General features: G+C 68.0%; 13 protein-coding genes and 4 tRNA genes. 4 read left to right on the forward strand and 13 right to left on the reverse strand.

Annotated features, from left to right (window positions below; translation table 11 throughout):
* Positions 1 to 142: 142 nt before the first annotated feature.
* The 10 genes from AC06FD_RS09725 to AC06FD_RS09770 all read right to left on the reverse strand — a co-directional run bounded on the left by AC06FD_RS09725 (position 143) and on the right by AC06FD_RS09770 (position 6,071).
* Positions 143 to 219: transfer RNA gene (locus AC06FD_RS09725), tRNA-Arg, on the reverse strand.
* A gap of 82 nt (positions 220 to 301) precedes the next feature.
* A tRNA-Arg gene (locus AC06FD_RS09730) sits at positions 302 to 378 on the reverse strand.
* A gap of 53 nt (positions 379 to 431) precedes the next feature.
* A tRNA-Arg gene (locus AC06FD_RS09735) sits at positions 432 to 508 on the reverse strand.
* Positions 509 to 569: 61 nt separating this feature from the next.
* Complete coding sequence (locus AC06FD_RS09740) at positions 570 to 1,409, reverse strand: alpha/beta hydrolase family protein (protein ID WP_478077649.1); 840 nt, start codon at positions 1,407 to 1,409, stop codon at positions 570 to 572.
* Positions 1,406 to 2,215, reverse strand: coding sequence for a bifunctional hydroxymethylpyrimidine kinase/phosphomethylpyrimidine kinase (gene thiD, locus AC06FD_RS09745; protein ID WP_478077650.1), 810 nt, complete (start codon positions 2,213 to 2,215; stop codon positions 1,406 to 1,408). The genes AC06FD_RS09740 and thiD overlap by 4 nt, the downstream gene beginning before the upstream one ends.
* Positions 2,216 to 2,249: 34 nt before the next feature.
* Positions 2,250 to 2,921 (reverse strand): YoaK family protein, encoded by a 672-nt coding sequence (locus tag AC06FD_RS09750; RefSeq protein ID WP_259204633.1) that lies wholly within the window; start codon positions 2,919 to 2,921, stop codon positions 2,250 to 2,252.
* A 30-nt stretch (positions 2,922 to 2,951) separates the two neighbouring features.
* Positions 2,952 to 3,458 (reverse strand): hypothetical protein, encoded by a 507-nt coding sequence (locus tag AC06FD_RS09755; RefSeq protein ID WP_478077651.1) that lies wholly within the window; start codon positions 3,456 to 3,458, stop codon positions 2,952 to 2,954.
* The gene (locus tag AC06FD_RS09760) at positions 3,455 to 4,852 is read right to left on the reverse strand and encodes a PhoH family protein (RefSeq protein WP_394164437.1); all 1,398 of its coding nucleotides are present in this window, start codon (positions 4,850 to 4,852) and stop codon (positions 3,455 to 3,457) included. The genes AC06FD_RS09755 and AC06FD_RS09760 overlap by 4 nt, the downstream gene beginning before the upstream one ends.
* Before the next feature lie 82 nt (positions 4,853 to 4,934).
* Positions 4,935 to 5,414, reverse strand: coding sequence for a peroxiredoxin (locus tag AC06FD_RS09765; RefSeq protein ID WP_259204638.1), 480 nt, complete (start codon positions 5,412 to 5,414; stop codon positions 4,935 to 4,937).
* Positions 5,415 to 5,510: 96 nt separating this feature from the next.
* Complete coding sequence (locus AC06FD_RS09770; protein ID WP_019183297.1) at positions 5,511 to 6,071, reverse strand: glycine cleavage system transcriptional repressor; 561 nt, start codon at positions 6,069 to 6,071, stop codon at positions 5,511 to 5,513.
* 163 nt (positions 6,072 to 6,234) lie between these two features.
* Here AC06FD_RS09770 and dapA point away from each other — a divergent pair, with 163 nt between their 5' ends.
* Complete coding sequence (dapA, locus tag AC06FD_RS09775; protein ID WP_478077652.1) at positions 6,235 to 7,128, forward strand: 4-hydroxy-tetrahydrodipicolinate synthase; 894 nt, start codon at positions 6,235 to 6,237, stop codon at positions 7,126 to 7,128.
* Between the two features lie 27 nt (positions 7,129 to 7,155).
* Entirely contained in the window at positions 7,156 to 7,671 is a 516-nt protein-coding gene (locus tag AC06FD_RS09780; protein ID WP_259204646.1) for a hypothetical protein, read from the forward strand.
* Between the two features lie 358 nt (positions 7,672 to 8,029).
* Here AC06FD_RS09780 and fdxA read toward each other — a convergent pair whose 3' ends face one another.
* Positions 8,030 to 8,353: a ferredoxin FdxA gene (gene fdxA, locus AC06FD_RS09785; RefSeq protein WP_259204648.1), complete on the reverse strand. Its 324-nt coding sequence runs from the start codon at positions 8,351 to 8,353 to the stop codon at positions 8,030 to 8,032.
* A 108-nt stretch (positions 8,354 to 8,461) separates the two neighbouring features.
* Positions 8,462 to 9,367: an SMP-30/gluconolactonase/LRE family protein gene (locus tag AC06FD_RS09790; RefSeq protein WP_478077653.1), complete on the reverse strand. Its 906-nt coding sequence runs from the start codon at positions 9,365 to 9,367 to the stop codon at positions 8,462 to 8,464.
* A gap of 208 nt (positions 9,368 to 9,575) precedes the next feature.
* On the opposite strand from AC06FD_RS09790, the gene AC06FD_RS09795 reads away from it, so the two are divergent.
* Positions 9,576 to 10,997, forward strand: a complete 1,422-nt coding sequence (locus AC06FD_RS09795) for a sugar porter family MFS transporter (RefSeq protein WP_478077654.1) — start codon at positions 9,576 to 9,578, stop codon at positions 10,995 to 10,997.
* 65 nt (positions 10,998 to 11,062) lie between these two features.
* Here AC06FD_RS09795 and AC06FD_RS09800 read toward each other — a convergent pair.
* Positions 11,063 to 11,137, reverse strand: a tRNA-Glu gene (locus AC06FD_RS09800).
* A 50-nt stretch (positions 11,138 to 11,187) separates the two neighbouring features.
* Between AC06FD_RS09800 and pcnB the strand changes: the two genes are divergently transcribed.
* Positions 11,188 to 12,558, forward strand: a complete 1,371-nt coding sequence (gene pcnB, locus AC06FD_RS09805; RefSeq protein ID WP_394164463.1) for a polynucleotide adenylyltransferase PcnB — start codon at positions 11,188 to 11,190, stop codon at positions 12,556 to 12,558.
* Positions 12,559 to 12,561 lie beyond the last annotated feature (3 nt).

The following is a 12,561-nucleotide window of genomic DNA, read 5'->3' on the forward strand; positions in this document are numbered from 1 at the left end:
GGCCCGGCGGCCGGCGCCCGGCCCACCGGCTCGCCAAACGGCCGCGCGGGAAAAGATCCGAGGGGCGCTTCGTGCTTGCCCCGCATGGGAGCGAAGAAGCAAAAAAAACAGCAGCCGATGGCTGCCGTCTTCGTCGATGCAATGGTGCGCCCGGAGAGATTCGAACTCCCGACCGCCTGGTTCGTAGCCAGGTACTCTATCCAACTGAGCTACGGGCGCATTTGCATTGTCTGGTTGTATTTCCCGTCGGTGTGTCGCCACATTCGACAAGAGGGCAGGGCAGGCCTGCCGCGCGATGTAATGGTGCGCCCGGAGAGATTCGAACTCCCGACCGCCTGGTTCGTAGCCAGGTACTCTATCCAACTGAGCTACGGGCGCATTTACATCACGTTGTACTGCTGATGCCGGCGGCGGAGCCGGCAACCTGTTGATGGTGCGCCCGGAGAGATTCGAACTCCCGACCGCCTGGTTCGTAGCCAGGTACTCTATCCAACTGAGCTACGGGCGCGTCAACAGGAGCGGAATTATGCGGATGCAGGCCGCATTCGTCAACGCTTTTGTGAAGGTCTTCATTCCAATGAATGAAACAGCAGCGCGGCCACGGCCTGCGGGGCGGTCATCCAGGCGAAGTGATCCGCACGCACGCCAAGCGCGGCGGGCGACACCACGCTGAGCGTGGCGGTCGTCTGCGGCATCTTGGCCAGCAGGCCGTGCATGGAGGTGGCCGGGGCCAGCCAGTCCTGTTCCATCACCACGGCGGTGGCGCGCGCGCGCACCCCACGCAGCCCGGCCTCAAGATCGTCGCCAATGCCCGCGCCGGCATAGCGGTTGTTCAGCCCCACCTTGGCCCAGTCGGTGATCAGGCCGCGCGCCTCGGTGCCGCCGAAGCCGAGCCGACGACCGGGCAGCACGCCCTGGCGGTGTGCCAGCCACGGCAGGAACCGGTAGATCAGCGGCAGGGTCCAGCCGCGCGGGGCCGGGAAGGTGCGCCAGTAGGGCGTGCCACTGGCGACCAGCCACAGGCGTTGGAAAACACCGGGATGCTGCCCGGCGAAGCAGCAGGCCAGCTGTCCGCCGAGGCTGTGACCGCCAATGACGCCTTGGGTGGGGGCGCCCGCAGCGAGCTGGGCCAGGCTGGCGGGCAGGTCGAGCGTGAGCAGCTCGCGATAGCCCCAATCCTGCGTGCGTGAGGGGCGCAGGCTGCTGCTGCCGTTGCCGCGCCACTCGTGCAGGTACACCGCCACGCCATGTGCGGCCAAGGCATCGGCCAGCGGCAGGTAATGGCGCGCGGCCACGCCCAGCGCGGGCAACCACAACAGGTGTGCGCGCGGCTGCGCGGGTACCCGGGCGAGCAGTTCGAAACGGTGGCCGTCGGCGGCGGTGATCGGTACGGCGAGCGCGTCGATCATGCCGGTCGCGCTGCGCCGAAGTGGTCGATCACCAGGACCTCGCTGCGGCCCGGGTAGTAGCCCCCCTGCAGGCCGCGCGCGACGTAGTCGATCGCCGCCTCGCAGGCATTGGGCAGCGACAGGCCCTGGCACAGCTGCGCGGCGATGGCCGAGGCCAGCGTGCAACCGGTGCCATGTGCATCGACCGGCAAGCGCGCATGGATGAACTCTTCGTGGCTGACACCATCGAAATAGCGGTCGATCACGCGCGGGCCTTCATACAGGTGGCCGCCCTTGAGCAGCACCGCGCCAGCGCCAAGGTCGAGCAGCGCGGCGGCGGCGTTCTCGGCATCGTCGGCGCTGCTGATCGTGCGCCCGAGCAGCAGCTCGGCTTCGGGGATGTTCGGGGTCAGCAGCGTGGCCAGCGGCAGCAGTCGCTCACGCATGGCCCGCAGCGCGCTGTCCTCCAGCAGCCTGGCGCCGCTGGTGGCGACCATGACCGGGTCGAGCACGACGTGGGTGGGGCGATGGCGCTCCAGCGCGCTGGCAACGAGCTCGATCACCTCCGCATTGGCGAGCATGCCCAGCTTCACCGCATGGATGTCGAAGTCGGCGAAGCAGGCCTCGATCTGCGCGTGCAGGAAATCCAGCGGCGGCACGTGCACGGCCGTCACCCCCCGCGTGTTCTGCGCGGTCAGGGCGGCAATCGCCGACAGGCCATGGACGCGGTGCGCGGCGAAGGCCTTGAGGTCGGCCTGGATGCCGGCACCGCCGCCGGAATCGGAACCGGCGATGGTCAGGGCGGAAACAGGGGCGGGCGGGGTCATGCGCTGATTGTGCAATGTTTGCCGCGGCATTGCTTCAGGGCCGGCGCAGCAGCACCCATTGCCGGTACAGCACGTAGCCCAGGCCGGTGCAGCCGGTCAGCAGCGCCGGGGCGAGCAGGGCGTCGTAGCCGAAGCGGAGGAACAACGCTGCGCCGATCACGCCGCCGGCGAGGAAGCCGCTGACGATCAGCCCGCTCAGGGTGAGGCGCCGGATCGGCAGGGGCAGGCCACGCAGCAGGTGGCCCAGGCCGATGCCCAGGTCGGTGAACATGCCGCTGAGGTGGGTGGTGCGCACCACCGCGCCGCTGAAGGTGGTGGCCATGGCGTTCTGCAGGCCGCAGGCCATGGCGGCGGCCAATGCGCCCCAGATCTGCTGCTGCTTGAACAGGGGAATGGCCGCCAGCAGCAACAGCGATTCCAGGGTGAGGACCACGCCGTAGCGCCGGCCCAACTGCAGCGCGCTGTCCTGGATGATCATGCCGCTGAGCATCGCGCCCAGGCAGAACGCGATGAGCAGGCCCCACAGGTGCCCGACCACGCGCCAGTCGCCCTGCGCCAGCGCCATGCCGAGCTGGCTGGTGGTGCCGGTCATGTGGCTGACCGCCTGGTGTTCGAACCCCAGGAAGCCGACCACGTTGACCATGCCGGCCACGCACGACAACGCGACCGCGCCGATCCATACCCAGGTGGGCAGCCGGATGCTCATCGAGCCTGGATGGGCGTGGCCACGGCAGGCTCAGGGGGTGTCGAGCGCGCCGTTGAAGCGGACGTCGGTGAACTGCGCGCTGGCCGGATCGAATACGGCGCCCCAGAACTGGCGGCCCCCGTCGCAGACCCGGATCGCCTCGCGCGCCGGATCGATGTCGGCATCGTCGGGCAGGTGGAAGGCATTGAGGTAGATCAGCTTGCGTCCGTTCATTTCGATGCCGACGTACTGGCGATCGAAATCAACGGCCTTGGGCACCTGTGCCTCCAGGGTCGGCAGGGCTGCCTCCAGCTGTTCGACTTCCTTGCGGCTGGGCGCCCAGTAGCCGGTGACCCGCCCGGCCTCGCGGCCGGGACTGTCGCGCGAGCAGGTATCGAGCACCTGGGCGGCGACGACCGGTCGCGTCACCACCCAGGACTGGCCGGTCTTGACCGCGGTCGGGACGCTGGCGCCCGGCCGCGTGTTGGCGGGCGTGCACGCGGCCACCAGCGCGGCAAGCGCCAGTGGCAGGACGGCACGGGACAGGGACTGGTTCACAACACCTCCGAAGCGTAGTCGGCCAGGCGCGAACGCTCGCCACGGCGCAGCGTGACATGGGCGCTGTGCGGCCAGTTCTTGAAGCGGTCCACCGCGTAGGTCAGGCCCGAGGTGGTCTCGGTCAGGTACGGGGTGTCGATCTGTTCGACGTTGCCCAGGCAGACGATCTTGGTGCCGGGGCCGGCACGGGTGATCAGGGTCTTCATCTGCTTGGGGGTGAGGTTCTGTGCTTCGTCCAGGATCAGGTAACGCGACAGGAAGGTACGCCCGCGCATGAAATTGAGCGAGCGGATCTTGATCCGGCTGGCGATCAGGTCGTTGGTTGCCGCACGGCCCCACGCGCCGCCTTCCTGGGTGTGGGTGAGCACTTCCAGGTTGTCGGTGAGCGCGCCCATCCACGGGGTCATCTTCTCTTCCTCGGTGCCGGGCAGGAAGCCGATGTCCTCGCCGACGCTGACCGTGGCGCGGGTCATGATGATCTCGCGGTAGCGCTGCTGGTCCATGGTCTGGGCCAGGCCGGCGGCCAGTGCCAGCAGGGTCTTGCCGGTACCGGCGGTGCCGAGCAGGGTGACGAAATCGATCTCCGGGTCCATCAGTGCGTTGAGCGCGAAATTCTGCTCGCGGTTGCGCGCGCTGATCCCCCACACCGCATGGCTGCCATGGCGGAAATCATTGACCAGCGACAGGGTGACCTTGTCGCCGTCGACCTTGGCCACGCGCAGTTCGACTTCATCGTCGCCGGGCAGGTAGGCGTACTGGTTGGGATGCCAGCTCTCGTCTTCGCTGGCGATGATCTCGTAACTGGTGCGGCCCTTGTCGCTCCAGCTGCGCAGGCTGTCGGTGTGCTTCTTCCAGAAGTCGTCGGGCAGCTCGGTGGCGCCGGTGTAGAGCAGGCTGAAATCGTCGAGCGCGCGGTCGTTTTCGTAGTCCTCGGACACGATGCCGGCGATCGCCGCCTTGATCCGCAGGTTGATGTCCTTGGAGACGAACACCACCGGGATCTCGGGGATCTGCTCCTTCAGCGCCAGGATCGCGCCGAGGATGGCGTTGTCCGGGATGACCGCGCCGAAACTCTTGCCCGCGTCGAAGTGGCTGGTCTGGAAGCGCAGCAGGCCCACGCTCTGCTTGCCGCGCAGCTGTAGTCCGTTGGGGCGCTGCAGCGGGATGCCATCGGCCAGGTTGTCCAGGCCCGACGCCTGTACCAGCTCGTTGAGGAAACGGCTGACCTGGCGTGCGTTGCGGCTCGCTTCGGTGGTGCCCTTCTTGCCGTTGTCCAGCTCTTCGATCACCTGCATCGGCAGGTAGACATCATGCTCCTCGAACTTGAACAGCGCGGTCGGATCGTGCATGAGCACGTTGGTATCCAGAACGTAGATGCGCTTGCCTCGGGTCATCGTCATTTCCTGGTGGCAGAACAGGGACAAGCCATCACGACCTGCGGGGCAGGGTGATGGCCATTGGGGGGTGCCGGGTTGGTCACTGGGTTTTCGCGGCCTTCAGGGCGTCAAGCACGGTATCCGCGTGGCCGGCCACCTTCACCTTGCGCCACGCCTGCACGATACGACTGTCGGGTGAGATCAGGAAGGTGCTGCGTTCGATGCCACGCACCTGCTTGCCGTACATGTTCTTCAGCTTGATCACATCGAAGGCGGTGCACAGCGCTTCGTCGCCATCGCTGATCAGCGGGAAGGCGAAGCCCTGCTTGGCGCAGAAGGTGTCGTGGGATTTGACCGAATCGCGGGAGACGCCGAACACGCGGGCGCCGGCCTGGGTGAACTGCGGGAGCAGGGCGTTGAAGTCGATGCCTTCGGTCGTGCAGCCGGGCGTGCTGTCCTTGGGATAGAAGTACAGGACAAGCCACTGGCCGGCGAGCGTGCCGAGGGTGGTGGTGTCACCGCCGGACAGTGCCAGCGGGAGATCGAGGGTGGATCTGTCCAGGGTGTCGCCGATGTTCATGAGGTCCTTTTTCCGGAGCCTGGGGCAAAGCTGTTACAGCGGTGCGTCACTGCACTTGCATGAAACATCGCGCGCCCGTGACGAACGCGCGAAAGATCAGAACTTCATCGGATCCATGATCGCGTCCAGGTTCAGGTGGTCGCAGAACTCGAGGAAATCGTCGCGCAGCGCCGCGATATGCATGTTGGCCGGCACGCCGATCGTGACCTGCGCGGAGAACATTTCCGCACCGGTCTGCATCGCGCGATAGCGGGTGCTCTGCAGGTTCTCGATGGTGATGCCCTGGCGGTCGAAGAAATCGGCCAGCTGGAACAGGATCCCCGGCTTGTCGGCGGCGATCACTTCCACGATGTAGGGCAGCAGGTTGGACTGCGCCTGCTTGGCGCCGGTGCGGTACCACACCAGCTTCAGGCCCTCTTCGCGCTCGAGGCGGGTGAGCATGGCTTCCAGCTTGGCCACCGAATCCCACGAGCCGGTGGCCAGTGCCGTCACCGAGACATCGCGGCCGACGGTGGCCAGGCGGGCATCGACCAGGTTGCAGCCGCTGTCGGCGATACGCCGGGTGACGGGCAGCAGGGGGGACTCCGGATGCGTCGTGTAGGCGTTGATCAGGAGATGGTTTTCGGTCGGCGCAGGCCGCGGCGTGGTGTCGGTCAAGGTGGTTCCGGGTGATACAAGGTGAGTCTGAACGGCCGACGACGGCACGTTCGCCGGAGTCCAGCATACTTGCCCGTGCTTTCGACCCGCAAGTAACATGCAACCTGCATCCGGCCGGCGTTTACGCCCACCGGGTGCCCCCTTTCTTCCGAGCAACGTTTCCTTGTCCCTTTCCGGTCTCATCACCGCGCTGGCCACGCCTTTCCAGGCCGATGGCGCATTGGATCCCGACGGTTGGCAGCGCCTGCTGCACCTGCAACTGGAGGGTGGTGTTCACGGGGTGGTGGTGGCCGGTTCGACCGGCGAGGCCGCGACCCTGTCCGACGACGAGTACGACCAGCTGCTGCGCAGCGCGGTGAAAACCGTGGCCGGACGCGTGCCGGTGCTGGCCGGGACCGGCCTGTCGGGCACGGCGAAAACCATCGAGCAGACCCGCCGCGCGGCCGCCAGTGGCGCGACCCATGCACTGGTGGTGACCCCGCCGTATGTCCGCCCGACCCAGGCAGGCCTGATCGCGCACTACCGCGCGGTGGCCGACCAGGGCGGCCTGCCGGTCATCCTGTACAACGTGCCCGGCCGTACCGGCTGCGACATGCTGCCGGAGACCGTGGCCGCGCTCGCCGCCCATCCGAACATCGTGGGCATCAAGGAAGCGGTGGGCGATGTCGGTCGCGTGCAGGCGTTGCTGGCGCTGCGTTCGACGGACTTTGCCATCCTCAGTGGCGATGACGGCACCGCGGCGCGCTCGATCCTGTCCGGCGTCGACGGCCTGATTTCGGTCGGCTCCAACGCCCTGCCGGGCGCATACCGGCGCATGTGCGCGCTGGCCGCGGCCGGCGAGCGCGACGCCGCCGAGGCTTGGGATGCCCGCCTGGAACCATTCCATGCATTCTGCGGCGTGGAGCCCAACCCGATCCCGGTCAAGGACCTGCTGCGCCGGATCGGCATCGGCCACGGCCTGCGCCTGCCGCTGCTGTCCCTTTCCGCGGCCCACCATGCCGCTGCCGAACACCTGGCCACCGACATCGGTGCGCTGGAAGCACTATCCAACCACTGATCGACAGTGGTCACCCAGGAGATTCACATGCGTCAATCCGTTTCCGCCCTCCGCGTGCTGTCCTTCGCGATTCTGGCCACCGCCACCCTGGTGGGCACCACCGGCTGCTTCAAGCGTGGCGCCAAGGGCGACTATGCGCTGGCCCCGGAAATGCGTCCGCTGGAAGTCCCGCCGGATCTGAACGTGCCCGGCAGCAGCGCGGCCGCCCAGGTCCCGGCGCTGGCCTCGCAGGCCCGCCCCGCGGCACCGGCGGCTGCTGCGTCGCAGGCCAACGCGGCCGGCTTCACCGTGCCGGGCAGCAAGGACGAGGTGTTCGGCAAGGTCGGCACCGCGCTGGAAGGCGTGGCCGGCGTGAAGATCGCCAGCAAGGCCCAGCTGCTGGGCTCCTACGACGTGGCTTATGAAGGCAGCGACTTCCTGGTCCGCGTCGTCGGCGTGGAAGCGGGCGCCTACGTCTCGGCGGTCGATCCGCGTGGCCTGCCGGCTACCGGCGCCGCCCCGACCAAGCTGCTGGCCGAGCTGAAGGCGAAGCTGGCGCCGTAAGAGGGCTTGCGGACCTGGTTGTTGTCCGGGTCCGTGGCCGCGATCCGGGGTGCAGCGCGCCGCGATCGGGCCCCCTGGTAGAGCCGAGCCATGCTCGCAGCGCGCCGCGATCAGGCCCGTTGGTAGAGCCGAGCCATGCTCGGCTGCTTCAGGACCGGCCACCCGAACGGATTGGGGCAGCCGAGCATGGCTCGGCTCTACCGGATTTGGGTGGCCGAGCATGGCTCGGTGCTACCGGATCGGCCAGCCGAGCATGGCTCGGCTCTACCGGATTGGGGTAGTGGAGCGTGGTTCGGCGCTACCGGACATGAAAAAGGGCGCCCATGGCGCCCTTTTTCAGTGCCGCACGCTGCGTCGCTCAGCGCTCCAGCAGCGGCAGCTTGTCCGGCTTGCCGTCCCAGTCGCCGGCGTCGGCGGGCGGGTCCTTGCGCACGGTCAGTACCGGCCAGGCCTTGGCCAGTTCGGCATTGAGCCCCACGAACACTTCCTGCCCGGCGGGCACGTCGTCTTCGGGGAAGATCGCGTTGACCGGGCATTCCGGTTCGCACAGGGTGCAGTCGATGCACTCGTCCGGGTCGATCACCAGGAAGTTCGGGCCTTCATGGAAGCAATCCACGGGGCACACTTCCACGCAATCGGTGTGTTTGCACTTGATGCAGTTTTCGGTGACGACAAAAGGCATGGCTGGATCTGAATCCGACAGTAAGCCGGACAATTCTAGAACAGGTTGGGCGTCGGCGCGGGATTGGATCTCACTTGGCGCTGCAACGGAGGGGGTGGCCGGCCGCGATCACCAGCGGAACGGGGCATCGGGCAGGCCGGCGAGGCCGGTTTCGATGGCGAACACGCCGCCGGCATGCGGGCTGGCCGCCAGCGCTTCGGCGCTGTGGTCCAGGCGCGAGCTGGTCACCATGAGCGTGGTCAGGTCGGCTCCGCCCAGGGCGACACAGGTGGGGTTGGTCACCGGCATCGGCACGATCCGCTCGATCCGGCCGTCGCCGCCGTAGCGCACCACGCGCGAAGCGCGCCACTGCGCATTCCACAGGCTGCCCTCGGCATCGATGATGGCGCCGTCCGGTTCCCAGCTGCGGTCCTCCAGCCGCGCGAACAGGCGCGGGCGGTGGCAACGCGCCAGCGCGGGGTCGTAGTCGCAGCACCAGATTTCCGGGCGCACCGAGTCGCAGTAGTACATCGTGCCGCCATCGGGACTGAAACAGATGGCGTTGGGGATCACCACGCCGGGCAGGTCGAGCGGGCGCAGGCCGTGGCGCGCGCTGTACTGGTAGAAGCGCCCCAGCGGTTCGCGCGCGGGATCTTCGTTCATGGTGCCGAACACCAGGTTGCCGGCGCGGTCGGTGCGGCCATCGTTGCTGCGCGTGTCCGGGTGCTCCGGCTGCACATCGGCCAGCCACTGCAGCGCCAGGGTGCCGTCCGCGGCATCGATGTCGGCGCGTTGCAGCGAGCCGGCCAGGGCGAGCAGCAGCGTCCCGTCTTCACCCTCGGCCAGGCAGCCGGGGCGGTCGGGCAGGTCCCAGTGGCGGCGGCTGCCATCGGCGGCCAGGTACTGCCACAGGCGTCGCTCGCTGATGTCCACCCAGAACAGGCACTGGCGGCGCGGCGACCACAGCGCGCCTTCGCCATGGGTACAACGGCTGTCGACCAGCAGGGAGGGGGTGGCGGAAATGGCAGGCGTCATCAGGGCGGGGCAGGCGGCGGCGGGTCGGGCATTCTGCCAGCGTTGATGGCAACGGATCGTGGGGATCGGGCGCGGCGCGACAGCGAGCGTCGTTCCCGGGCCATGCTGGCTGGGCGGCATGGTGTTGCGGGGCGGACCTGTGCGACGCTGCGGCCATCCCGTGGTCGCGCGGTTGGCGGCCGTCCCCCTTCCCCGGCAAGGTGCGTCCATGTCCACAGCGCTTCCCCGATCCGTCGCCCGCGGCGAGAACACCGGCTTCATCGTCCTGATCAGCTGCGTGGCCACCATTGGCGGCTTCCTGTTCGGCTTCGACAGCGGCGTGATCAATGGCACCGTGGACGGGCTCAAGCAGACCTTCCAGTCCAGCCAGGCCGGGATCGGCTTCGAAGTGGCATCGATGCTGCTCGGCTGCGCGTTCGGCGCGTTCTTCGCCGGGCGGCTCGGCGATCAGCTCGGCCGGCGCGGGGTGCTCATCATCGCCGCAGTGATGTTCCTGCTGTCCGCGCTGGGGGCCGGCGCGGCGCACAGTTCGGCGGTATTCGTGCTGGCGCGGGTGATCGGGGGCTTCGCGGTCGGCGCGGCCAGCGTGATGTCGCCGGCCTATATCGCCGAGGTCGCCTCGGCGCGCTATCGCGGGCGCCTGGCCACGGTGCAGCAGATGGCGATCATCAGCGGGCTGTTCTGCGCCTTCCTCAGCAACTTCCTGTTGGCGCGCGCCGCCGGGGCTTCGACCGAGCCGCTGTGGCTGGGGCAGGAAGCCTGGCGCTGGATGTTCTGGATGCAGGCGCTGCCCTCGGGCCTGTTCCTGGTGTTGCTGCTGCGCATTCCCGAGAGTCCGCGCTATCTGGTGGTGAAGGGCCGGCAGGACGAGGCGATGGCGGTCTTGACTCGGTTGTACGGACCGGACGAGGCGAGGGCCAAACTGGCCGAGATCGACGGGTCGCTGGCCGGCGAGGCGCACCGCCCGCGGCTCTCGGACCTGCTCGACACGGCCAGCGGGCGGCTGCGCCGGATTGTCTGGATCGGCATCGGCCTGGCCGTGTTCCAGCAGCTGGTCGGGATCAACGTGGTCTTCTACTACGGTGCGGTGCTTTGGCAGGCGGTCGGCTTCTCGGAGAACGACGCGCTGTTGATCAACGTGCTGTCCGGGGCGCTGAGCATCGGGGCGTGCCTGCTGACCATCGTGCTGATCGACCGCATCGGGCGGCGGCCGTTGTTGTGGATCGGCTCGCTGGGCATGGCCGTGTCGCTTGCCCTGGTCACCGTGGCCTTCGCCAGCGGCACCCTGGACGGCGGGCGGCTGCAGCTGTCCGATGGGATGGGCCGACTGGCGCTGGTCGCGGCCAACGTCTACGTGGTGTTCTTCAACATGTCCTGGGGGCCGGTGATGTGGGTGATGCTGGGCGAGATGTTCCCCAACCAGATCCGCGGCTCGGGCCTGGCGGTGGCCGGCGCGGCGCAGTGGACGTCCAACTTCGCCATTACCGTCAGCTTCCCGGTGCTGCTGACCGGGATCGGCCTGGCCGGGGCGTATGGCATCTATACGGCGGCAGCGGCGGTCTCGATCGTCTTCGTGCTGCGGTACGTGCGCGAGACCAAGGGCAAGGAGCTGGAGCAGATGGAGGGATGAGCCGGGCCCGGCCTGCAACGCAAAAACCCCGCCGGGGCGGGGTTTTTGGCTTTCTGCACCGCGACTGGTGCTCCCTAGGGGACTCGAACCCCTGTTTTAGCCTTGAGAGGGCCACGTCCTAACCTCTAGACGAAGGGAGCAGGCTTTGTCGCGAACTGCGCAGCGCGCTAGTATATGGACCTAGATGCCATTGGGCAATCCCGAAAACTCAACCGGAAGCGCCAACATCAATTCTTCTGCTACATCACCGTTCAGCCTGCGCGTGATTCCGCGCGACCAGCACACCATCTCCCGCAAGGACATCAGCCCCAACGCCCTGCGCGTGTTGTACCGGCTGCGTGATTCCGGGTTCGCCGGTTACCTCGTCGGGGGCGCCGTGCGCGACCTGCTGGTCGGCGGCAACCCCAAGGACTTCGACGTGGCCACCGATGCCACGCCCGAGCAGGTCAAGGCGCTGTTCCGCAACTGCCGCCTGATCGGCCGCCGCTTCCGCCTGGCCCATGTCGTGTTCGGTCGCGAGATCATCGAAGTGGCCACCTTCCGCGCCAACATAGATGACGGCAGCGGCGACCGCGAGATGGAAAACGGCATGCTGGTCCGCGACAACGTCTATGGCAGCATCGAGGACGACGCGATCCGCCGCGACTTCACCTGCAATGCCCTGTATTACGCGATCGAGGACTTCTCGGTGCGCGACTACACCGGCGGCTTCGAAGACGTGCAGGCGCGCCTGATGAAACTCATCGGCGATCCTGAAAAGCGCTACCAGGAAGACCCGGTGCGGATGCTGCGCGCGGTGCGCCTGGCCGCCAAGCTCGGTTTCCAGATCGACGACGCCAGTGCCGAGCCGCTGCCGCGGCTGGCCAACCTGCTCGGCGAAGCCGCACCGGCGCGCCTGTTCGAGGAAGTGCTCAAGCTGTTCCTGTCCGGGCACGGCGTGGCCAGCTTCGAAGGGCTGGAGCGTTACGGCCTGCTCGACGTGATGTTCCCCGAGAGCGCCGCGGCGCTGCGCAGCAACCGCAGCGGTGCGCTGCGCCGGATGGTCATCGAGGGCCTGCACAACACCGACCTGCGCGTGGCCAACGACGAACCGGTGTCGCCGTCGTTCCTGTTCGCGTTGCTGCTGTGGCCGGCATTCTGCCGCGCCCTGGCCAGCCTGCAGAAGCAGGGCGTGGCGCTGGAAGAGGCGCAGCGACGCGCGGCCGACCGCGTCACCCTGCACCAGCTGACCACCATCGCGCTGCCGCGCCGCTTCTCGCTGCCCATGCAGGAGATCTGGCTGCTGCAGGGTCGCTTCGGCTCGCGCCAGCGCAAGCGCGTGATCCGCACGCTGACCCACCCGCGTTTCCGCGCGGCCTATGACTTCCTGGTGCTGCGCCAGGTCGCCTCCAGCGAGCACACCGCCGACGTGGAGTTCTGGCGCGAGGCCCAGCTGCAGTCCGGCCCGGAGCTGGATTCGGCGCTGGATGCCGCGCAGGCCGATGGCGAAGGCGAAGACGGCGCGCCGCGCAAGCGTCGCCGCCGCCGCCGCCGGCCGGGCGGGGCTGCTGCAGGCGAGTAAGCG

Source organism: Stenotrophomonas sp. Steno-Z1 (assembly GCF_056393175.1).